The sequence below is a fragment of the Amycolatopsis sp. NPDC059027 genome (assembly GCF_042739735.1).
Classification (GTDB): Bacteria; Actinomycetota; Actinomycetes; order Mycobacteriales; family Pseudonocardiaceae; genus Amycolatopsis.
Genome location: NZ_JBHYIK010000011.1, coordinates 33722 through 54460 on the forward strand (window position 1 = coordinate 33722; position 20739 = coordinate 54460).

23 protein-coding genes are annotated in these 20739 nt (G+C 69.2%); 14 read left to right on the plus strand and 9 right to left on the minus strand.

The window, feature by feature from the left end; translation table 11 throughout:
* Positions 1-231 precede the first annotated feature (231 nt).
* Both ACFWY9_RS09970 and ACFWY9_RS09975 read right to left on the minus strand, forming a co-directional pair.
* Positions 232-840: a TetR/AcrR family transcriptional regulator gene (locus tag ACFWY9_RS09970; protein WP_378338641.1), complete on the minus strand. Its 609-nt coding sequence runs from the start codon at positions 838-840 to the stop codon at positions 232-234.
* Positions 830-1522 (minus strand): MOSC domain-containing protein, encoded by a 693-nt coding sequence (locus ACFWY9_RS09975; protein WP_378338642.1) that lies wholly within the window; start codon positions 1520-1522, stop codon positions 830-832. The genes ACFWY9_RS09970 and ACFWY9_RS09975 overlap by 11 nt, the downstream gene beginning before the upstream one ends.
* Positions 1523-1681: 159 nt before the next feature.
* Here ACFWY9_RS09975 and ACFWY9_RS09980 point away from each other — a divergent pair, with 159 nt between their 5' ends.
* The 5 genes from ACFWY9_RS09980 (at position 1682) to ACFWY9_RS10000 (ending at position 4360) form a co-directional block, all read left to right on the plus strand.
* Entirely contained in the window at positions 1682-2023 is a 342-nt protein-coding gene (locus ACFWY9_RS09980; protein WP_378324409.1) for a PadR family transcriptional regulator, read from the plus strand.
* Complete coding sequence (locus tag ACFWY9_RS09985; RefSeq protein WP_378324407.1) at positions 2020-2694, plus strand: hypothetical protein; 675 nt, start codon at positions 2020-2022, stop codon at positions 2692-2694. The genes ACFWY9_RS09980 and ACFWY9_RS09985 overlap by 4 nt, the downstream gene beginning before the upstream one ends.
* The gene (locus ACFWY9_RS09990; RefSeq protein WP_378338643.1) at positions 2691-2927 is read left to right on the plus strand and encodes a hypothetical protein; all 237 of its coding nucleotides are present in this window, start codon (positions 2691-2693) and stop codon (positions 2925-2927) included. The genes ACFWY9_RS09985 and ACFWY9_RS09990 overlap by 4 nt, the downstream gene beginning before the upstream one ends.
* 96 nt (positions 2928-3023) lie before the next feature.
* On the plus strand, positions 3024-3824 hold the full coding sequence (locus ACFWY9_RS09995; RefSeq protein WP_378338644.1) for an SGNH/GDSL hydrolase family protein: 801 nt from the start codon (positions 3024-3026) through the stop codon (positions 3822-3824).
* Positions 3803-4360, plus strand: coding sequence for a TetR/AcrR family transcriptional regulator (locus tag ACFWY9_RS10000; protein WP_378338645.1), 558 nt, complete (start codon positions 3803-3805; stop codon positions 4358-4360). Before ACFWY9_RS09995 ends, ACFWY9_RS10000 begins: the two co-directional genes overlap by 22 nt.
* A gap of 69 nt (positions 4361-4429) precedes the next feature.
* Here the strand turns inward: ACFWY9_RS10000 and ACFWY9_RS10005 are convergent, their stop codons facing one another.
* From ACFWY9_RS10005 to ACFWY9_RS10015, 3 genes are all read right to left on the minus strand, one after another.
* Positions 4430-6310, minus strand: coding sequence for a Xaa-Pro dipeptidyl-peptidase (locus tag ACFWY9_RS10005; RefSeq protein ID WP_378338646.1), 1881 nt, complete (start codon positions 6308-6310; stop codon positions 4430-4432).
* A 78-nt stretch (positions 6311-6388) separates the two neighbouring features.
* Positions 6389-7201, minus strand: coding sequence for an alpha/beta fold hydrolase (locus tag ACFWY9_RS10010; RefSeq protein WP_378338647.1), 813 nt, complete (start codon positions 7199-7201; stop codon positions 6389-6391).
* Positions 7202-7246: 45 nt separating this feature from the next.
* Positions 7247-8683: a phytoene desaturase family protein gene (locus ACFWY9_RS10015; RefSeq protein WP_378338648.1), complete on the minus strand. Its 1437-nt coding sequence runs from the start codon at positions 8681-8683 to the stop codon at positions 7247-7249.
* A gap of 114 nt (positions 8684-8797) precedes the next feature.
* Here ACFWY9_RS10015 and ACFWY9_RS10020 point away from each other — a divergent pair, with 114 nt between their 5' ends.
* The 3 genes from ACFWY9_RS10020 (at position 8798) to ACFWY9_RS10030 (ending at position 11195) form a co-directional block, all read left to right on the plus strand.
* A complete protein-coding gene (locus ACFWY9_RS10020) occupies positions 8798-9535 on the plus strand; it encodes a DUF2786 domain-containing protein (RefSeq protein ID WP_378324516.1) in 738 nt (245 codons plus the stop codon).
* Between the two features lie 82 nt (positions 9536-9617).
* Positions 9618-10355, plus strand: coding sequence for a Long-chain-fatty-acid--CoA ligase (locus ACFWY9_RS10025; RefSeq protein ID WP_378338649.1), 738 nt, complete (start codon positions 9618-9620; stop codon positions 10353-10355).
* A 111-nt stretch (positions 10356-10466) separates the two neighbouring features.
* Entirely contained in the window at positions 10467-11195 is a 729-nt protein-coding gene (locus ACFWY9_RS10030; protein WP_378338650.1) for a GNAT family N-acetyltransferase, read from the plus strand.
* Between the two features lie 9 nt (positions 11196-11204).
* Here ACFWY9_RS10030 and ACFWY9_RS10035 read toward each other — a convergent pair whose 3' ends face one another.
* Positions 11205-12443: a cytochrome P450 gene (locus tag ACFWY9_RS10035; protein WP_378324396.1), complete on the minus strand. Its 1239-nt coding sequence runs from the start codon at positions 12441-12443 to the stop codon at positions 11205-11207.
* Between the two features lie 135 nt (positions 12444-12578).
* Here ACFWY9_RS10035 and ACFWY9_RS10040 point away from each other — a divergent pair, with 135 nt between their 5' ends.
* From ACFWY9_RS10040 to ACFWY9_RS10050, 3 genes are all read left to right on the plus strand, one after another.
* On the plus strand, positions 12579-12935 hold the full coding sequence (locus ACFWY9_RS10040; RefSeq protein ID WP_378324395.1) for an ArsR/SmtB family transcription factor: 357 nt from the start codon (positions 12579-12581) through the stop codon (positions 12933-12935).
* A complete protein-coding gene (locus tag ACFWY9_RS10045; RefSeq protein ID WP_378324394.1) occupies positions 12932-13180 on the plus strand; it encodes a hypothetical protein in 249 nt (82 codons plus the stop codon). Before ACFWY9_RS10040 ends, ACFWY9_RS10045 begins: the two co-directional genes overlap by 4 nt.
* Before the next feature lie 124 nt (positions 13181-13304).
* A complete protein-coding gene (locus ACFWY9_RS10050; RefSeq protein ID WP_378338651.1) occupies positions 13305-15485 on the plus strand; it encodes an MMPL family transporter in 2181 nt (726 codons plus the stop codon).
* Here the strand turns inward: ACFWY9_RS10050 and ACFWY9_RS10055 are convergent.
* Together ACFWY9_RS10055 and ACFWY9_RS10060 are read right to left on the minus strand one after the other, a co-directional pair.
* A complete protein-coding gene (locus ACFWY9_RS10055) occupies positions 15409-16818 on the minus strand; it encodes an amidase (RefSeq protein ID WP_378338652.1) in 1410 nt (469 codons plus the stop codon). The two genes, ACFWY9_RS10050 and ACFWY9_RS10055, sit on opposite strands and share 77 nt — an antisense overlap.
* A gap of 46 nt (positions 16819-16864) precedes the next feature.
* On the minus strand, positions 16865-17323 hold the full coding sequence (locus ACFWY9_RS10060) for a rhodanese-like domain-containing protein (RefSeq protein ID WP_378324390.1): 459 nt from the start codon (positions 17321-17323) through the stop codon (positions 16865-16867).
* Between the two features lie 71 nt (positions 17324-17394).
* Here ACFWY9_RS10060 and ACFWY9_RS10065 point away from each other — a divergent pair, with 71 nt between their 5' ends.
* The gene (locus ACFWY9_RS10065; protein WP_378324389.1) at positions 17395-18372 is read left to right on the plus strand and encodes a helix-turn-helix domain-containing protein; all 978 of its coding nucleotides are present in this window, start codon (positions 17395-17397) and stop codon (positions 18370-18372) included.
* A gap of 6 nt (positions 18373-18378) precedes the next feature.
* On the opposite strand, the gene ACFWY9_RS10070 is transcribed toward ACFWY9_RS10065, so the two are convergent.
* Complete coding sequence (locus ACFWY9_RS10070) at positions 18379-18933, minus strand: snapalysin family zinc-dependent metalloprotease (protein ID WP_378324388.1); 555 nt, start codon at positions 18931-18933, stop codon at positions 18379-18381.
* Between the two features lie 353 nt (positions 18934-19286).
* On the opposite strand from ACFWY9_RS10070, the gene ACFWY9_RS10075 reads away from it, so the two are divergent.
* A complete protein-coding gene (locus ACFWY9_RS10075; protein ID WP_378324386.1) occupies positions 19287-19820 on the plus strand; it encodes a hypothetical protein in 534 nt (177 codons plus the stop codon).
* A gap of 53 nt (positions 19821-19873) precedes the next feature.
* Positions 19874-20725, plus strand: coding sequence for a DUF4097 domain-containing protein (locus ACFWY9_RS10080; RefSeq protein ID WP_378324385.1), 852 nt, complete (start codon positions 19874-19876; stop codon positions 20723-20725).
* Positions 20726-20739 lie beyond the last annotated feature (14 nt).

Consider the following 20739-nt stretch of genomic DNA (forward strand, 5'->3'; position numbering starts at 1 on the left):
CCGTTCGAGACGCTCAACGTCGCCAACGGAGCGTTCGCGACATCCGGCGATGTGGTCGGCTTGGGCGGGAGATCCGAGGGACGCCCTCGTCGCACCCCCAGGCCAGCACACCGGAGCCGTCCTCCAGCACAAACGCGCGGCACCCACGGTCCCACTCGACGCACTCCGCTCGCACGGGTCCGTGAAGGACTCCTTACCGGCGTTGAGCGCCGGTAAGGAGTCCTTCACGGCCTACCGGGCGGCGGTGTCGAGCTGGGCGTGCATGCACTCGCGGGCCAGCCGGTAGGCACCGGAGCCGCCGTGCAGCACGGCCTCGGCGTTCGCCGCGCGGCCCAGCGCGTGCAGGGTGAACGCGAGCTGCGCGACGTCGACACCAGGAGCCAGTTCGCCAAGCCGCGCCGCCTCCGCGACGATGTCGGCGATGAAGCCGGTGAACGCCTTGCCGGCCGCCGCGATCGCGTCGTGCACTCGGCCGGGGCGCGCGTCGAACTCCGCACCGACGTTGAAGAAGAAGCACCCACCGGGGAAGATCCGCCGCTCCGAATAGGCGAGCCAGTTGTCGCACAACGCCCGCAGCCGCGCCATCCCGGGCGCGGCCTCGGACGTCGGCCGCAGCACGTGCCCGGCGAAGATCTCGTCGGCGGCCTGGATCGTCGCCAGCTGAAGGTCCTCTTTGGACCCGAACAGCGCGAACACCCCGCTCTTGCTCAGCTCCAGTTCGGTGGCGAGCCTGCCGAGCGAAAGCCCGTCGAGACCGTCCACCGAGGCGACGTCGACCGCGTGCCGCAACACCGTCCGCCGGGTCGCGGCACCGCGGGCGAGGCGGCCGTCAACCGGCACGACGCGCCCGCCAACGTTCCACAGTGGACTGAACGCCGGCACGGAACTGAGGCGAGAGCGCGGGCGTGTTCACCACCCTGTCGGCCAGCGCGAAGAGCGCGTCGTGCCGCGACGGGTCCAGCTGCCCGATGTTGGCGTACGACACCAAGTAAACCTCGGTGATACTCGGCCCGTCGCTGCGTTCGACGAGCTTCATCGCGCCGCTCGTCGGCACTGTGCCGGGGCGCAGCACGCGGAAGTACCAACCGCTGCGCCCGGAGTCGATCATCGCGGGGATGATGTCCTTGCGGCGCGTCTTCATCGCCAGCTTGAAACACGGCGTCCGCGGCTGCGACACCTGGAGCAGCGCGTCACCCCACTCCCAGATGTCGCCGACGCGGACCTCCTCCTCGGCGGCGCCGGTCACCGACACGTTCTCCCCGAAGTCGCCAGGGGCGGCGGTGAAGGAATCCTCGGCCCAGGCGCGGTAGTGCTCGGCAGGGTAGATGTAAACCGCTTTGTCGACACCGCCGTGCACGGTGCGGTCGGCCTGGTCGTCCCCGTCGAGATTGATCTGGGTGAGCGCCAGTTCCGGCGCCTCGACCTTCGCCTTGGTGATCGCGCTCAGCACCGGCTGATCCCGCTGGTGCCCGAGCACGCTCGGCTTGCCCACGTATACCCCGGCCACTCCGAACTCGGTCATGCCGCCGAATATAGCACGACCGTTCGTATAGTTACCCCAGCGCCGCGACCTCCTCGCCGGTGAGCAGCCGGCGTCCGGCGACCCGCGCCGCGCGATCGCGCTGGCCCATCGAGTTCGGCTCGCTTGAACTCTACCTAGGGGGCTAGGTAGAGTTCTTGCATGGTTGGTTCCCGTGAGCCACGGATGACGCTGCCGACGCAGCTCGTCCTGCACGTCCTGATCGACGAACCGGATCGGGAGATGTACGGCCTCCAGCTGTGCGATGCGGCCGGGCTGCCCAGCGGCACGATCCACCCGATCCTGGCGCGGCTGGAGAAGGCCGGATGGCTGCTCAGCCGCTGGGAGAACATCGACGCGCGGGAGGAAGGGCGGCCGAAGCGGCGGTACTACCGGCTGAATCCGGACAGCCTGGCCACGGTGAAGGCGGCATTGCACCGTGCGGCGCCGAGAGCCAAGGGCCTGGACCGGTTGCGGCCGGGGACCGCGGGAGGCCTGCCGTGACCGCGGAATCCTCCCCATCGCGAGAATTCGATTACGGCTCACCTTCGTCGGTCTACGGCTACGAACGCGGTTACGGGGATCCGCCGCCCTACGACTATCCGCCTCACGACGACGCACCCTACGGCTACCCGCGTTACGGCTATCCGCCTTTCGAACCTCCGGACTACGGCGCCCCGCCTCCGGTCCCCTACTTCCCCCCGCCCACGGGACCGAGCGAAGACGAGGACAATCCGCGACGAAAGTTCCTGGACCACGTCGCACGGGTCACCACTCCGCCGGAGACGCCCGAACCGGAACCCGGACCGGAATCACCGGAAGCAACGCCATCGGGGAGGCATCGCCTGCGCGACCACCCGCCCAACCCGATGACCGAGGTGCCGGGCGATCTCTTCGAGGCAGAAGAACCCACGCGGCCGACGACGCAACCTCCCCCGCCGCCGACTCGGCGCCCCATCGCATCGGGTCCGCAACGCGCCATCAGCTGGGCGTCGCGTGTCCTGCCACCCGCCGACCGCGAACGCTACTTCGACGAGTATCTGAGCGAACTCGATGAACTGGCGCAATCGGCCCATCCACGCCGCGCGCAGTTGCTGTACGCCTTCCGGCTGCTCGTCCGGATTCCCGCGCTCCGCATCGCTCTGCGCGCGAAGGCTCCGGAGCGGACCCGATGAAAGCGGTCGAGGCGTTCACTCAGGTGGTGGAATCCGATCGACGCACCACGAACACCCTCCGCATCCTTCGGGAGTTCTTCTTCGGTGCGGCCGTCGTCCTCGGCGAGTTGTGCGCGATGGTCGCGTTCCTCAGCCACTCTCCCCTGGCAGGCACCGTGATCGGCCTGCTGACGGCCGCGCCCGGCGCCGGGGTCGCGGTGTATTCGTGGCGCAAACGACGTCGCGCCACCTAACCCGAGCGAGCGAGACCGCCACCCCGAAGTAGACAGCGTCTACAGACGTTTGATAGACAGTGTCTACAAGGTGAACCATGGGTTACGGAGACGTTGATGCATCACGACCGTTTCGTCGTTCTCGGCGACAGCTGCGCTGAAGGGCTCGACGACCCGTACCCCGGCAGCGACCAGTACCGCGGCTGGGCGGACTTCGTGGCCGCACGGCTCGCCCACGACGGCTTCCAGTACGCCAACCTGGCGGTGCGCGGCAGGCGGCTCGACCAGATCACCGCCGAGCAGATCCCGACAGCGCGGCGGCTCGCGCCCGACCTGATCGCGTTGTTCGGCGGTGGCAACGACGTCCTGCACCGCGACTGGGACGAGCGCACGGTGGCCCGCCGCGTCGACGCCGCCATCCGCGCCTGCGCCCGGCTCGCCCCGACCGTCGTCACCTTCACGCTCAGCGACATCTCCGACCGGGTGCCGTTCGTCCGCCGGATGCGCCCGCGGGTGACCGCGCTCAACGACGCGATCCGCGAGGCGTCGGTCAGCTACGGCACCCTGCTCGTCGACCTGTGGCCCGACCAGGCCGCCCACGACTCCCGCTACTTCGGCCCGGATCGGCTGCACCTCTCGGAGGCAGGACACCGGCGCGTCGCCGGGCACGTCTTGGACCGGCTCGGGCTCGAACACGACTGGCTGCGGCCGTTGCCGGGCACCGACGTCCGGCCCGGCCTGCGTGGCGACCTGCGCTGGTTCCGCGAGCACGTCGCTCCCGCGATGCTCACCCGCGTCCGCAATCGCCTGACCGGCCGTTCGTCGGGCGACGGCTTTCTCCCCAAGCGGCCGGAACTCCAGCCTGTCGCACTGTCCGAAGTGGACGCTTTGGGCGCATGGGCACCCGAAGCCATCTGATCAGCACCGCGAACGCCCTGCTCGCCGAGGAGGGTGTCGGCGCGGTGACCCTGCGCGGGATCGCGAAGGCCGCGGGTGTGTCCCACGGCGCCCCGCTGCGGCACTTCTCCGGCCGCGCCGAACTGCTCTCGGCCGTCGCCGTGCTCGGCTACCGGCAGCTGCTCGAACGCCGCGAGCAGCTGCCCGACGGTACCGCCAGGGAGCGGCTCACCGCCGCGTGCCACGGCTATCTCGACTTCGCGCTGGGGAACCCGGCGATGTTCGAGCTCATGTTCCGCCGGGACCTGATCGACCCCGACGACCCGGAACTCACCGCGGTGAGCAGCGCGGTGTTCGACTTCTTCGCCGAGCTCGTCGCCGCCGTCCAGGCCGGGAACTGGCACCAGGGAACGGATCCACGGCTGCTGGCGACGTCGTTGTGGGCCGCGCTGCACGGGCTCGCCCAGCTGTGGCTGTGGGGCGGCCTGGCCGGGGCGAGCTTCGCACCGTCGGCCGAAGTCGCCCTCGCCGTCACCCTCGACGCCTACCTCGGCTGAAGCGCCGTTAAGGCCACCTTACGGGCGTCGGACGCCCGTAAGGTGGCCTTAACGGCACGACCAGGGAACTCAGCCGACCACAGGAAGCCGGATCGAGCTTTCGCCCAGTGTCACGGAAACCTTCGTGCCCGCCGGGTAGTGCAGCGTGTAGTCCCGGTCGGTCACCAGGAGCACGACGCCGAGGCGGTGTCCGGCCTTCAGCTGGTACTGCCGCGGCTGCAGGTCCCAGTCGAAGGAGTACGTCCGCCCGGCCTGGATGGGCTCGGTCCGGCTGTCGGAATGCCGGTTCCGCACGTCCAGCCAGCCACGGCTGATCACGTCGTACGGCGTCTGCGCGGTGGTGTAGGCGTACTTCGGCCGGCATCCGGAGTCAGTGCCGAGCGTGTCCCCGAAGCACCAGGTGTCCTTCGTCGGGCCGAACCCGGTGATCCGCTGATCGGTGCCGTAGTCCACGAGCAGCGCGCTCAGGTACGGCGACTTCCCGTCCACCGACGCCCGCACGCTGACCTCGGGCGTCCCGGAGATGCGGACGTCCTTCGGCAGCGGCTCGGACACGTACAGCAGGCGGTTCGGATCGGCCTTGTCCTGCGCGGCGATCAGGCTGTCCGCCGTCCTCGCCGGGTCGTCCACGAACTGCTGCTTCCGCCCGTAACCGGGCACCCACGGGCCGAGCACGCCCGGCTGGTCCCCGTGCGACGCGCCGAGCCGCAGCGTGACGTCGTGCGCGCCGGGTTCCGGGTAGTCGCGGTAGTCGGTCCACTTCCCCGGCGACGTCTCGAAGTGCACCTTCGGCTGCCGCAGCACGTTGTTGCGGACGCCGTAGAGCTCATGGTCGAACCACTGGTGCACCGCGTCGAGCCAGGACTGCTGCGCGACATAGAGCGGGTCGTCGTGCGCGGCCTGGTGCAGCCACAGCTTGCGGGTGATGTCGTTGCGGCCCAAGGCTTCCCACAGATCGGTGAAGTTCTTGGGCTTGACGTTCCAGTCGTTGATCCCGGCCACCTGGAACACGCTGCCGTGGTAGTTGCCGAGATCCTTGGCGAAGTTCCGCTGGTCCCAGAAGGCGTTGTAGTCCCCGGAAACCCGGTCCATCGCCTTTTCCATCTCGTGGATCGGGCCCGCGCAGACCTCCGGATTCTTGCGGGTCAGCACCACTTTCGCGTGCAGGTCGGCGTCCTCGCCGACATACCCGCCGGGTGACACGACCCCGCCTTCCGCGCGGTAGTAGTCGTACCAGCTCGCGATGCCGGAGATCGAGACGATCGTCTTCAGCCCCTTGACGCCGGTGCTCGCGACCGCGACCGGCAGCGTGCCGTCGTAGCTCTTGCCTGCCATCGCGACGTTGCCGGTGGACCAGGAGGCCTTGACCTCCTTGCCGTCCTTGGTGAACGCCTTCGCCTTGCCGGTCAGCCACTCCACGACCGTCTTCATGCCGGTCTTCTCTTCGGGCCCGATCGCGCTCGGGCAGCCGTCGGAGTCGCCGGTGCCGAGCGTGTTCGCCGACAGCACGGCGTAGCCGCGCGAGACGAAGTAGTTGTCGTAGTAGACCCGGTTGTAGTTCACCGGGGGCTGTGGGCCGGTCGGCGGCGACCACGGCGAGATCCGCGGCACGTCGGTGACGTCGGCGGGGTGGTACGGCGCGTCGATCGTGCCGCCGAAGTACGGGCTCGGCTCGATGATGCTGGCGACCTTCAGCCCGCCGTCGGTTTCCTTCGGCCGGGTGACGTACACCGAAACCCGGTCCCGTTTGCCGTCGCGGTCGCTGTCGACCGGTGTTTCGACGTAGACCTGTTCCCGCACCGCCTTCGCGTAGTCGTAGACGGGTTTCGTCTCACCGTCACGGATCACCACCTGCCTCGCCGGATCGTCGGCTGCCGACGCCGGCACGGCGGTGGAGAGCAGGGAGACGCTCGCCAGCCCGATCGCGGCGAGCACACGCATGGTTCGCATTGCCCCTCCAGAGCCACCCAGTATTAGGTGTGACACTGGCCCTCGCGGTGCCCTGGCGCAACCCACTTAGCGCGGGTTTCACTCCGCCCGCGCGAGAAAGGGCAGAAGGAGTTCTGCGGTCCGAGGTGGATCCTCGAGCATGGGCGAATGCCCGACGCCGGACAGCAGCTCGACGCGCGCGCCCGCGACCACGCGATAGTCGGCGGCGGAGGAAGAACGCCATCTCCGGTCTTCTTCACCGAAGATCACCAGGAGCGGCTTACCGAGGGATTTCAGCCGATCAGGGAGTGGCCGCTGCGCCAGGTAGCCGCTGGACGCCTGGAATGTCGCGGTGAAGGCGTGGTAGGTCATCCCGCGCACGTCGTCCACGAGCTGCTGGGGAATCACGAAACCCGGGCGGCTGAAGGCGGGGCGCATGGCCTGGCGGATCTGCTCGTCGGTCAGCTCGGGCCACTGCGCGGGGCCGATGGCGAACTCCTGCGCGATGAACGCGTCCAAGCAGGGCCCGGTGTTGATGAGCGCCAGCGCGGTCACCAGGCCAGGCCGTTGCTCGGCGAGGGCGGTGGCGACCGAGCCGCCGGTGGAGTGGCCGACCACGACAGCGCTGCGCACGCCGAGCAGATCCAGCACCTCGCCCGCCCGGCGACCCTGGTCCGGGATCTCGTACCGCGCGTCGCCCGGTTTGGCGGATCGGCCGTGGCCGAGCAGGTCGAGCCGGATGACGCGATGCGTCTCGGCCAGCATCGGCACCAGCGGATCCCAGGAACGGGCCGACGACGCGGACCCGTGGACGAGCAGGACCGCGGGAGCGTCGCGGGGGCCGTCCTGGCGGATGTGGAGGGTGCCGTCGGCCAGGGACAGGGCCGATTCCTGGGTGGTTTCGTCAGTCATGGGCCCACTTTGCACACCGATGCGCCCCGGCGGCTTGGAAGAATGTTACGTCTCCCAGCCGGTGGGAAGACTCTGGATGCCGAACTCGCGGCGTAGCACCGCCTTCGCCGCGTGCATTCCGGCCATTCCGTGGACACCGGATCCGGGCGGTGTCGCGGCCGAGCAGAGGTACACGCCACTCAGCGGCGTGCGGTAGGGATTCCAGCGTGCTGCCGGGCGGGCGAGCAGCTGCCGCGGGCTCACCGCGCCCCCGGCGATGTCCCCGCCGACGTAGTTCGCGTTGTATGCCTCCAGTTCCGACGCCGGCCGGGCGGCCGACGCGAGGATCGTGTCCGAGAATCCGGGTGCGAACCGTTCGATCCGATGGCGGACGAGGTCGGTGGCGTCGAGCGGATCGCCGTGGGGGACGTGGGTGTATGTCCACACTGGACGCTTGCCGGAAAGCCCGCGTGACGGGTCGGTGGTCATCGGCTCGGAGAGAAGCACGAACGGCTCGTCCGCGTGTCTTCCCGCCGCGACGGCGTTCTCCGCCGTGCGCACCTCCGCCGCTGTCCCTCCGATGTGGACGGTTCCGGCCGCGCCGATCCGCTTGTCGCGCCACGGAATCGGTTCGGACACGAGGAAGTCCACCTTGGCCGCGCCGGGGCCGTACCGGTACCGCTCCAGTGCCCGGCGGTATCCGGCGGGCAGCAGTTCGCCCGCGATGTCGAGCACGCCGCGGGGCACGAGGTCGAGCAGGACGGCGCGGGCGTGCGCGAGCTGCCGCAGGTCGGTGACCCGGCTGTCGAGGCGGATCCGGCCGCCGTGGGCGAGCAGGTCCGCGGCGAGCGCGTCGACGATCGACTGACTGCCGCCGCGCGGGAGCGGCCAGCCGGTCGCGTGCGCGAGGTGGCCGAGGAGCAATGCCGCGCCCGCCGCGGCGAGCGCGGGCAGGCGGGACATCGTGTGCGCGGCGACGCCCGTCAGCAGCGCGGGTGCTTCCGGACCATGGAACCCGAGGCCCTGCGTGAGTATCCGGAACGGCAGCAGGGCGGCGGCGCGCGGGTCGCGCGGGAGGTGCCGGAGGTCGCCGAGCAACGCCTCGACCACGCCCGGGCTGCGGTCGACGAGCGGCGCCATGAGACGTCGCCAGCGATCGCCGTCGGCGCCGAGCCCGGCGCAGGTCCGGTCCAGACCGGGGTAGGCCAGGGCAGTGCGGTGCTCGTCGATCGGATGGGCGTAGGAGATCTCCGGGTGGAGCAGTTCGACGCCGTGTGCGGCGAGGTCGAAGCCGCGGAAGAACGGCGAGGCCGCGGCCATCGGATGCACCGCGGCGCAGACGTCGTGCCGGACGTCGGCGTCGAACAGCGGCACCGTGCGGGCGCCACCGCCGATCTCGGCGGCGGACTCGTACACTTCGACGCCGAGACCGGCTCTGGCCAGCAGCACAGCGGCGGCCAGGCCGTTGGGCCCGGAGCCGACGACGGCCACTTCGGCGGACACACCGACCACCTCCCCTGCCCGAACACCTGATCGAATATTGTCGTACCCGCGTCCTATCTTGTCCCCGTGCCCACCCAACCAGGCTGGGCCTCGCCCGAACAGGAAGGGGGACCATTGCCCGACCACGACATGCTGCTCGCGCGGGTCCGGAAGCTGCTCGCCAAGGCGGAGGACCCGGCGGTCACCGAGGCGGAAGCCGAGCTGTACAACACCAAGGCCGCCGAGCTGATAGCCCGGTACGGGATCGACCGCGCGATGGTCGCCGACGCGGGCACGGGGGCCGACGAGATCGGCATGCGCAAGATCCCGCTCGACAACCCGTACAGCAGGGACAAGGCCACGCTGCTGACCAACATCGCGTTCCCGCTGCGCTGCCGCACGCTGCTGCATCGCGCGGCCAAGGGCGTCGAGGCGGTGACCGTCTTCGGTTTCCGTTCCGACCTCGAACGCGTGGAGCTGCTGTTCACCAGCCTGCTGTTGCAGGCGACGACGCAGCTGACCAGGGTACGGCCGGAGAACCGCGTGTTCCGCGGTGAATCGCTGGCCGCGTACCGGCGGACGTGGCTGCACGGGTTCGCGCGGGCGGTGTACGAACGATTGCGCCAGGCCGAGGAGCACGCGGCGCGGAGTCACACCGCGATGTCGGCGAGCGGGCGGTCGGCCGAGCTGGTCGTCCGCGATCGCACGGCGATGGTGCAGCAGGCCTTCGACGAGCAGTTCAGCGATCTGCGCGCGGCCCCGCCCCGGCGGCTGTCGGGCACCGGCTATCTCGACGGCCACCACGCGGGCACCAACGCCAACCTGAGCCCGACGGCGCTGACCAAGCGGAGGAAGGTGCTGCCCATGCGCTGAGTTTCTCGCGGCACGGCCGCGATCCGCGCGCTTCGCCCGTAAGCAGGTATCCCGGCCATGATCATCTCGGTTTACTGTGCCGATGCGCGTTGTGGATCTCTCCGGCAGGCCGGATCTGGTCGATCCCGCACTGCGGCTCGGTGACGTCGGCGGCGAATTCCTCTATCGCGGCCCCGGCGGCAAGGTGATCGCACCCGAGCGATTGCTGAAGCATTGGGGCCAGTATTCCCTTGTTCTTCTCGATGACGACGACACGCTGATGGCGCGGGCGCTGTCCATCCCGGTCGCGTTCCCGACCGCGGACCGCCCCGAACTGCCCGACGACGGCTGGGACGCGGCACTGCGCTGGGCCCTCGAGGATCTTGTCGACGGTCGCGCGCCGACCACCCTGGTGGCACTCGAAATCGTGGTGGCGCGACACCTGCTGGGTACCGGTCTCTCGACGCACGCGTTGAAGGCGTTCAAGGCGCGAGCCGCCGAAACCGGACTGACCCGGCTGGTGGCGCCGGTGCGCCCGATCGGCAAGGAAGCCGAGCCGGACGTGCCGATGCCGGAGTACGCGTTTCGCCGCCGGGAGGACGGGCTGTTCGCCGACCGCTGGCTGCGGACCCACGAGCGGCTGGGCGCGCGGCTGGTGAAGATCGCGCCCTTCGCGCTGACGGTCACCGGCACGCTCGCCCAATGGCGGGAGTGGACCGGGGTCAAGCTCGCCGACGGTCCGAACCGGATCCCCGGCGGCATCGCCCCGGTCCACGCCTCGGTGTCGCACGACGTCGGTATCTACGTCGAGCCCAACGTCTGGATGGACCACCCGCTCTGACACACGAGTTCGCCGTCCAATCACGCGAGTGCCGTGTTCGATCACGCGAGATCGCCGTTCCCGCACGGAATTCTCGTCGCGTCGGCCGGGAAGATCGGCTCTACTGGGCCAATGCGCATGGAGGACCTGGCGACCCGGCCGGAGTTGCGGCGGGCCGCGCTCGACCTCGGCACCGTCGGCGGGGAGTTCCTGAGTCACGACGTGGTGGGCCTGCTGGCGAAGTCGAAGCGGCTGGCCACGCGGTGGCCCGAGTTCTTCCTGGTGCTGCCGGACGACGACGTCCCGGTGGCTCGCGCGGCCGCGATCCCGGTGGAGTTCCCGACCGGCGAACGACCGGAGCTGCCCGAACACGGCTGGGACGGCACGTTGCTGTGGGCGGCCGAGGACGTCATGGACGGGCGGGCCCCGACCAGCCTGGTCGCCATCGAGGTCACAGTGGCCGAACACGCGCGAGGCCGAGGACTCGCCGCGGTCATGCTCACGGAGCTGAGGGCGAAGGCACGCGCCGCCGGGCTGTCACGGCTCGTCGTCCCGGTGCGGCCGACCGGACTGGAGCAGCGACCGAATGAGTCCATTGTGGACTATGTGACGCGGAAGCGTCCGGACGGATTGTTCGCCGACCCGTGGTTGCGCACGCACGAACGGCTCGGCGCGCGGCTGATCGGCGTCGCGCCGTTCGCGATGACGGTCACCGGCACGCTCGCGCAGTGGCGGGAGTGGACCGGTGTCGTCGACGGGCTCAACACGGTGCCTGGCGGCATCGCGCCCGTACTGGCTTCGGTGAAGCGCGACCTCGGCGTCTACGTTGAGCCGAACGTGTGGCTGGACCACCCGCTGTGACACCACGGTTCACCACCGGACGGGCAACGCGTCGAGCTGCCAGGTGCCCGGATTCGGCCCGTGCCGCAACTCCTCCGGCTCGACCGCGAGCGCGAGTCCGGGACAGCGCCGGAACAACGCGCCGAAGGCGATCTCGGCCTCTTGCCGGGCCAGCGCGGCACCAAGGCAGTAGTGCGGTCCCGCACCGAATCCGACGTGGGTTTCCGCGCGCCCAGGATCGCGGGTGATGTCGAGCCGCTCGGGGGCGGTGAACTTACGCGGGTCGTAGTTCGCCCCGGCGAGCACCGGCATCACGGCTTCGCCGCGGCGGACCAGTTCGCCGCCGATCTCGACGTCTTCGGCGGCGTACCGCATCCGGGTGCCCAGCCCGGGCCCGCACCAGCGCATCAGCTCGTGCACGGCCTTCGGCAGCAGGGCGGGATCCGCGCGAAGCAGGGCGAGCTGATCGGGATGAGTGAGCAGCGCGGCGGTGCCGTTGGCCAGCAGGTGCGCGGTGGTCTCGTGCCCGGCGACCACGAGGTTCTGCACCAGCGCGATCATCTCGACGTCGCTGAGCCGATCGCCGTCCTCGGCCTGTGCGCGAACCAGTCCGGTGATCAGGTCGTCCGCGGGGTGGTGCCGCCGGAATTCGAGGAGCACCCGGACGTGATCCACCATTCCCGCCAGCGCCTCGGCCACTCCGGGGCCGAATCCCGCGGCCAGCGCGGCACTCCACTCCCGCCACTGTGGCCGATCCGCCTCGGGAATGCCGACCAGTTCGCAGATCACCGCGATCGGCAGCGGATACGCGAAGTGCCGCAACAGATCGACGACGCCGTCCTCGGCTTGGCCGGGTAGTTCGTCCAGAAGGCGCTCGGTGAGTTCAGCGATCCTCGGACGCAGCTCGGTGACCCGTCGCACGGTGAACGCCCTGGTGACCAGGCCGCGCAGCCGAGCGTGCTCGGCGCCGTCGACCTCGCTGATCCCCGACTTCAGGTAGACGAAGTGCTCTTCGGGGATCCCCGTGGCACGCCACAGCTGTTCCCGCAGGTCCACCGCGCCCGGCACGGCCGCGGCGGAGCTGACGAACCTCGGATCGCTCATGACGAGCTTGACGTCGTCGTACCGGGTGACCAGCCACATGGGCTCGATGCCGGGAACGACCGCCTTGGCCAGCGCCGCACGCTCCCGGATCCGCGAATACGCCGTGAACGGATCCCGCACGAGTTCGGCGTCGGTGAGGTCCACCATGCCTTCGGATGTCGTCATCACATGTTCCTATCATCTGAATGTGATCCCATCCTGGCGTGCTCATGAAAGGCCTGTCAACCGCCACGAATCCGAACCAGGTGACAACCCGAGTCGGCACCTGCTAACTTTTATTGGCATGTGGGGGACGTCGTGGTGAGTGGCTCTTCGCCGACCGGCGACGAGCTCGTCCGGCTGCTCGGGACGCTCGCGAATCCGCACCGGCTGCGCATCGTCGCCGCGCTGCTCGCCGAACGCGCCTACGTCAGCGAGCTGGCGCGCGAGCTGCGGATCAGCCGCGCACTCCTCCAGGTACACCTGCGCAAGCTGGAGGCGGCGGGGCTGGTGACGTCCAGTCTCGAGGTCTCGGCCGACGGCAAGGCCATGAAGTTCTACGAGGTCACGCCGTTTTCGGTCCAGCTCACCCCGCAGGCCGTCGCGGCGGCGGTACCGACGCTGAGCACACCGGATTCCGTCCAGGGGGACGGCTCGGACGAGGGAGCACGGTCATGAACTGGCACCAGTGGCAGGAAATCATCGGGGTGACCGGGGTTTTCGTGCTGATCACCGTCGTGCTCACCGTCGCCATCGTGCAGCTGGCCTCGACCTGGCGGGCCAAGGCGGCGCTGGCGCGCGAGCACGAGTACCGGGCGCTGGCCGACCGGGCGACGCGGTCGCAGGAGGAAACCGAACGGCGTCTCGCGGACGTCCAGGACCGGCTGCGCTCCATCGAACGCGTCCTCAAGGAGGTCGAATAAGACCGTCGAGTAAGAGCAAGGCCCTGGGCCGCCGAGCGGCAACTCGACGGCCCAGGTGGAAGAAGCACCTCGCCCAAGGGCGAGTCCTTACACAGATAGCTCCTTCACGGAAGGACTTTAGTTCATGCTGCCCACAGGCACCCCGGACCTGCGGGGGCCGGTGATCGAGCGGATCGCGGGCTGGTCGATCCGGCACCGCGCCGCGGTCCTCCTCGGCTGGCTCGCGCTCGTCGTGCTCGCACTGGCCGTCGGCTCGCTCGTCCCCGGTTCCAGCCTTCCCAGCTCCGACGCCGGCGAATCCGGTACAGCACAAGGGATTCTCCGCGCCCAGAACAGTTACGAACCACTTCTGGAAAACGTCCTCGTGCAACAACGTGAACCGCGCGACGACGCCGAACTCCGATCGGCGACCGACGATCTCGTGCGCACCCTCCAAGCGTCGGACGCGGTCACCGGCCTCCGCACGCCGGTCGACGCACCGGATGGCAGGTCGCGGCTGGTGACGTTCCAGATCACCGGCACCGACGCGGAAATCCGTCCGCATTTCACCGCCGCGAGCGCGGCCGTGGACGCCGTGGCCGCGCGGCATCCCGCAGTCCTGGTAGCGCAGGCCGGGGACATGAGCCTGAGCACCGTGGTGGACAAGAGCATCAAGCAGGACATCAAGCGGTCCGAACTGATCTCCCTCCCGCTCACCGTGGTGATCCTGCTGTTCGTCTTCGGGGCGCTGATCGCCGCGTCGATCCCGTTGCTGCTGACCGCGACCGCGGTGACCGCGACGTTCGGCTTTCTGTCCGCTGTGGACAAAGTGGTGCCGATCAACAGCGCCACCACAGTGATGACGTTGCTCATCGGGACCGCGGTCGGGGTCGACTACTCGTTGTTCTTCCTCCGCCGGGAACGCGAGGAACGCGCTGCCGGGCGTCCGGTCGACCAGGCGATCCGGACCGCCGCCGGCACCTCGGGCCGGGTCGTGGCCGTCTCCGGGCTCACCGTCGCGCTGTGTGTGACCGGGCTGGGTTTCACCGGACTCGACCAGCTCCGCGGGTTCGCGATCAGCTCGATCCTGGTTGTCGGGCTGACCGTCGCCGCGTCGGTGACCGCGCTGCCCGCGCTGCTTTCCCTGCTAGGCCACTGGGTCGACCGCGGCAGGCTGCCCTGGCTCGGCCGGCGCCGGACCACGGCCGACCATTCCCGGTTCTGGGCCAAGATCGCCGAGGTCGTCACGCGGCGTCCGACGCTGTGGGGTGGGCTCGCCGTCGTCCTCCTCGCCGTCCTGGCGTTGCCCGCGAGCAGGATCCAGCTCCAGGCGCCGCTGGCCACGGAAAGCCTGCCGCGCAGCGTCCCGGTGATCGACGCCGCGGTGCGCATGCAGGACGCGTTCCCCGGTGCGGCCATCCCGGCGCACATCGTCGTCTGGAACGGACGGGGCGGCCCGGTCGACACCCCTGCCGTGCGGAACGCCATCGCGGAACTCGGGGCGCGAACCGCGGGGCCGGTTGTCACGGTGTCCGTCGATCAGGCGCTCGTAGTCCGCATTCCCTTGGCGGGTAATGGTTCCCTGGCCTCGGATCAGGCACTGAAGACACTGCGTGAGGACGTTCTCCCGGCGACCCTGGGCAAGGTCGGCGGGATTGGGTTCGCCGTCGCGGGCAAGACCGCCATCGCGCACGACTTCGCGGCAAAGGTGGCCGACCGGACGCCGTACGTTTTCGGCTTCATCCTGCTGCTCGCGTTCGTCCTGCTGTGGGCGGCGTTCCGCTCGATCGGTGTCGCGATCATGTCGATCGCACTGAACCTGCTCTCGGTCGGCGCCGCGTACGGGGTGCTGACGTGGGTGTTCCAGGACGGGAATTTCGCGTCACTGCTGGGTTTCACCCCGTACGGCGGGGTGCTCGACTGGCTCCCGGTGTTCCTGTTCGTGCTGCTGTTCGGGCTCAGCATGGATTACCACATCTTCATTCTCAGCCGGATCCGCGAGCGATGGCTGTCCGGGATGAGCGCCCGCGAAGCGATCATCGACGGCACGGCCTCGGGAGCCGGCGTGGTGACCAGCGCGGCGGTGATCATGACCGGCGTCTTCAGCGTTTTCCTTACACTGAGCGCGATCGAGTACAAGATGATGGGCCTCGGGATGGCGTTCGCGATCCTGCTCGACGCGACGCTGATCCGCGGTGTCCTGCTGCCCGCCGCGCTCACCGTGCTCGGGCGGCGGCTGGGGAAACCGGTCAGTCCGGCAAGTCGGGACGCCGGTCCGCGAACCGCGTCGCCTGTTCGAAGGCGTGCCCGGCCCGCAGCACGCTGAGTTCCGCGCGGTGTGCTCCGACGAGCTGCACCCCCACGGGGAGCCCGTCCGGGGTGAACCCGGCAGGCACCGACAATGCCGGGCTTCCCGTGGCGCTCACGAAGAACGCCGAGCGCATCCAGCCCAGATAGTCCTCCATCGGCACGCCGTCGACCGACGCCGGGTACTCCAGTTCAGCGTCGAACGGCGGCACCTGGCTCACCGGCAGCAGCAGGATGTCGTAGCGCTCGAAGAACTCCCGGGTGCGGTGGAACAACGCGGTGTGCAGCACTTCGGCTCGCGCAATGTCCACACCGGACAGCCGGAGTCCTTCCTCGACGTTCTGCGCCAAGGTCGCCTTGAGCCGATCGCGGTGCTCCGCATGGGTTTGCGCGAAACTCCACGCGCGCAAGGTCCGGAACACCTCGTCGGCGCCGGTGAAGTCGACGCAGTCCCGTTCGACGTGGCAGCCGAGGTCCTCGAAGGTCCGCGCAGCCCGCTCGACGACCGCGGCCACCGCTGGGTCGACCGGGAGACTGCCGCCGAGATCGGGCGACCACGCCACGCGCAGACCGCGCGGATCGGCGTCGAGTGGTTGCGCGAACACGGATCCCGGCGTTTCCAGCGAGGTCGGGTCCCGCGGGTCGGGGCCGGCCATGACCGACAGCAGCAGCGCCGCGTCGGCGACCGTGCGGGCCATCGGGCCCTTAACCGCCATCGTCGTCCATCCCATCGCGCGCGGCCAGTCCGGCACGCGGCCGGGCGAAGGCCGGAAGCCGACGACGTTGCAGAACGACGCCGGGTTGCGCAGCGAACCGCCCATGTCACTGCCGTCGGCGAGCGGGTGCATCCCGCAGGCGAGCGCGGCCGCCGCGCCGCCGCTGCTGCCGCCCGCGGACCGCGTGCGGTCGTAGGGATTGCGCGTCAGGCCGAAAACCGGGTTGAACGTGTGCGAGCCCGCGGCGAACTCGGGCACGTTCGTCTTGCCGATCGTGATGACCCCGGCCGCGCGCAGCCGTTCGACGAGCAGCTCGTCGCGCTCGGGCACGTAGTCGGCGAGCAGCGGCGAACCGTAGGTCGTGCGGATGCCCGCGGTCTCGTGACTGTCCTTGTGCGCCATGGGAATCCCGTGCAGCGGCCCGACTTCCTCGCCTGCCGCGAGCCGCTCGTCGGCCGCCGCGGCCGCACTGAGAGCGCTTTCCACGGTGCGGGTGACGACAGCGTTGACCTGCGGGTTGACCTGCTCGACGCGGTCCAGGTGAGCCTGCGTGACTTCGCGCGCGGACACTTCCCGCGCCCGGAGCCGATCGGCGAGTTCACGAGCGGTCAGTGCGCAGATCTCGGATTCGGCCACCCGGCCATCTGATCACCAGGCCCCGGCTCACGGCAAGACCTCGGGGTCAGCAACCGCACGCGACGGCGGACACCGGCGCGGTCAGCGGGTCCGCGTCGGCCTCCCGCCGCCCGGCCGCGGAGTCGACCGGAAAGCCCTCCCGGACCCAGTACTCGTAACCGCCGATCATCTCCTTGACCCGGTAGCCGAGCCGGGCGAAGGCGAGCGCGGCGCGGGTTGCGCCGTTGCAGCCGGGGCCCCAGCAGTAGGTGACCACGACGGCGTCGTGCGGGACGAGGTCGCGGGCGCGTTCGGCGATCCGCGCGGTCGGCAGGTGAAGCGCGCCGGGAAGGTGCCCCTGGTCCCAGGATTCGACGCTGCGGGAATCGACGACGACCAAGCCGTCGACACGGGCTTCGAGGTCGGCGTGGACGTCGCTGACGTCGGCCTCGAACGCGAGACGTCCGGCGAAGTGGGCGACGGCGTCGATCGGAGTAGCCGGTGAGGTGGCGAGAACAGTGCTCATGGCGTTCATCGTGCTGGGCGTGGCTCCGAGCGAACAGTGGCGTGAACGCCGCTGTTCGCTAAGATCTCGCCATGTCGACAGTCTCGGTCCTGCTCTACGACGGCATGTCCGCGTTCGAACTGGGCATCGTCACCGAGGTCTTCGGCCTGCCCCGGCCGGAGTTCGACGTCGACTGGTACCGGCTGACGATCTGCTCCGCGCGTCCGGGCCCCGTGCGGATCATCGGCGGCGCCACGCTGCACGCCGACGGCGATCTCGACGCCTTCGCCGCGGCGAGCACGGTCATCGTGCCCGGCGTCGGCGATATCCACGGCGACTGCCCACCCGCGGTGATTTCCGCTCTACGCTTGGCTTTCCGGCGCGGAGCGCGGATCGTGTCGATCTGCTCGGGCGCCTTCGCGCTGGCCGCGGCGGGCCTGCTCGACGGCCGCCGCGCCGCGACGCACTGGCAATACGCCCCCGTCCTCGCACGGCGCTTCCCCCGCGTCGACGTCGACCCGGACGTCCTCTACCTCGACGACGACCCGATCCTGACGAGCGCGGGCAGCGCCGCCGGCCTGGACCTGTGCCTGCACGTGGTACGCAAGGACCACGGCCCCACGATCGCCAACGCCGTCGCGCGCCGGCTGGTCGTCCCCGCACACCGCGACGGTGGCCAGGCGCAGTTCATCGAATCGCCGGTGATCGCCGACGCGGACGACAGCCGCGTCACGGCCAGCATGTCCTGGGCGCTTTCGAACCTCACGGAACCCATCACCGTCGAGACGCTCGCGCGCACCGCGAACATGTCCCCGCGCAGCTACCTCCGGCATTTCGCGCGCAGCACCGGCACCAGCCCGATCCGCTGGCTCATCGCCCAGCGCGTGCACGCGAGCCTGCCGCTGCTGGAAAAGACCACGCTGCCGATCGACCACGTCGCCACGTCCGTCGGCTTCGACACGGCAGTGACCTACCGGCACCACTTCACCCGCACGATGCGCGTCACGCCGACGGCCTACCGACGGAGTTTCACCGCGTCAGGGGATGCCGGGCGACATCCCCTGACGTGACGTGATTCAGGGCGCGTCGACGAGTACGCGCCCCGCGTCGGCGTTCTGCGACACCAGGCTTCCGGCGTAGTTTCGTTGCACCTGCGCGGCTTCCGCGGCGTTGGGTTTCGTGTTGGCGCAACTGACCCCGCCGGTCGACCCGGACATCAACGACGAGCACGGACCGGGTTTCCGGTCGGGCAGCCCAAGGCTGTGGCCGAGTTCGTGGGAGGCGATCCGAACCTTGTTGTAGCCCTGCTGGACGGCTTCCCTGCCGTACCAGACCGTGACCTGACCACCGGGACGGACGGGCCCGAGCGTGGCCCGCGGCCAACCCGGATCCGCGACGACACGGATGTTCGCCCGCTGCCCAGGAGACGCTTTCACGATGCGTACGTTGGTCACGCTGGTGTTCCAGACGTTGACGCCCTGGGCGACGACGTCCTTGAACTCCGCGGCCTGGCTGTCGTCATAGGTGAGCGTTGTCGCGTTGATCTCGGCCGCGGCGGCGGTGGGCACCACGGTGACCGGCAGCAACAGAGCGGTACCGGCCACCACGCCGGCGAATGTACGTCGAAGCACGATTTACTCCTCGCGTCAGAGCGGAGCCTGTGTCGACCTCGGGGACTCGTGCGGCGGCGGGCAACGCACTGTACGTGCCCCGCCAACCTCACAGCGTGATGCTAGAACCGCCCACTCCCGACCAAAACCCGCCATAAGTCGCGAAGAACGGACAACCCCACGGCGCCACGCCGACGCCGCGGACTCGCATCCGTGTCGATCGTTGCGCCGCCTACCAACCATCAGGCGCCACGGCATAACCCCAGGTCAAGCTGTGTGATACCGCGCCGAACACAGAAGCCTCCCTGCCGATGGCGCCACATCCGGCGTACACCCATCTTGTAGTGGCGCCATCGATATGCCATCATGGCGCCATGGACCTAAGCGTGTACGTGGATCGCTTTGGTCGCGAGCTCGCTGCACTTATCGCGGCTGACGACGAGGACACTCTTGCGCTGCTTGAGCGCCGGAGAACGCCACTGGAATCACTGATCCGCCTCACGCTGCTGGACGTGCTCTCCACCGCTACGAGTGAGATCACCCGTGACCTGGCGCCAGGCTCGGTCGAACTGCGCCTGCGCGGAACCCGACCGGAATTCGCCGTCGCGCCGCCCGCACCGGAGCAAACACCGGAGAACGCGGCCGATGACAGCTTCGAGGCTGACGTCGAGGCGCAACTCAACGGCGTCCCCATGAGCACCGAGTACAGCGGGATGGCACGAATCAATTTCCGCCCCCCGGAACAACTCAAGGCCGCGATCGAGGAGGCGGCTGGAAAGGAGGGCAGTTCGGTCAACGCATGGTTGGTCCGCGTGGTATCGGCCGCGTTGCGGCAGCGCGACCGTGGTCAGCACACCGATCAGCGCGGCAAACGTGCTCCGCAGCGTCGGACCGGTTGGGTGCGCTAGCCCATTTCTTCCCACCCTCGAACGACACCCACAGAACACGAGGAAGGACAGCTGTGCCCACATTCGACACGCCCGAGCCGATCACAGTCATGATCGAACTGGGTGTCGGCTCCGTGCAGATCACCGCGAGCGATCGGACCGATACCGTCGTCGACCTGCAGCCAACGGACGACTCAGACAAATCTGACGTCAATGCCGCCAAGAAAACGCACGTCGATTACACGGATGGCTGTCTTGTGGTGAAGGTCCCGAAGCAGCACGTCCTCGATTTCTCAAGCAGGACCAAGTCGGTCGATGTGTCCATCGAACTACCGACCGGATCGCGGGTGTACGGCGACGCGGCGGTGGCGGACCTCTATTGCACGGGCCGGATCGGGGAATGCAGGTACAAGGCATCCAACGGGCATCTCCACCTCGAAAACACCGGCGTGCTGCACCTGGATACGACGGCTGGAAACGTCCGGGTGGACCATGTCGTGGGCAATGCCGAAATCACCGCGGGAACCGGATGGGTGCGCATCGGCAAAATAGACGGTACGGCCGTCATCAAAACCTCCAATGGCAACGCGGAGATCGGTACAGTAACCGATGAGGTGGTCGTGCGTGCCGCCAATGGCAGTATCTCCATCGATCGCGCCCTGGGGGCCCAGGTCGACGCCAGGACCGCCAACGGAAGCATTCGCGTTGGGGAAGTCGTTCGCGGTTCGGTCGTGATGCGGACCTCGGCGGGCGACCTCGATGTCGGGATCGCGGAAGGCACCGCCGCCCTGCTCGACGTGAACACCGGGTACGGGCGCATGAACACTTCACTGGACGGCACGGCTTCGGGTCCCGAGGACGCAGAAGAGACCGTCGAAGTGCGCGCGCAAACCCAGTTCGGCGATATCACGATCCACCGCTCCTGATCACATCTCTGGTT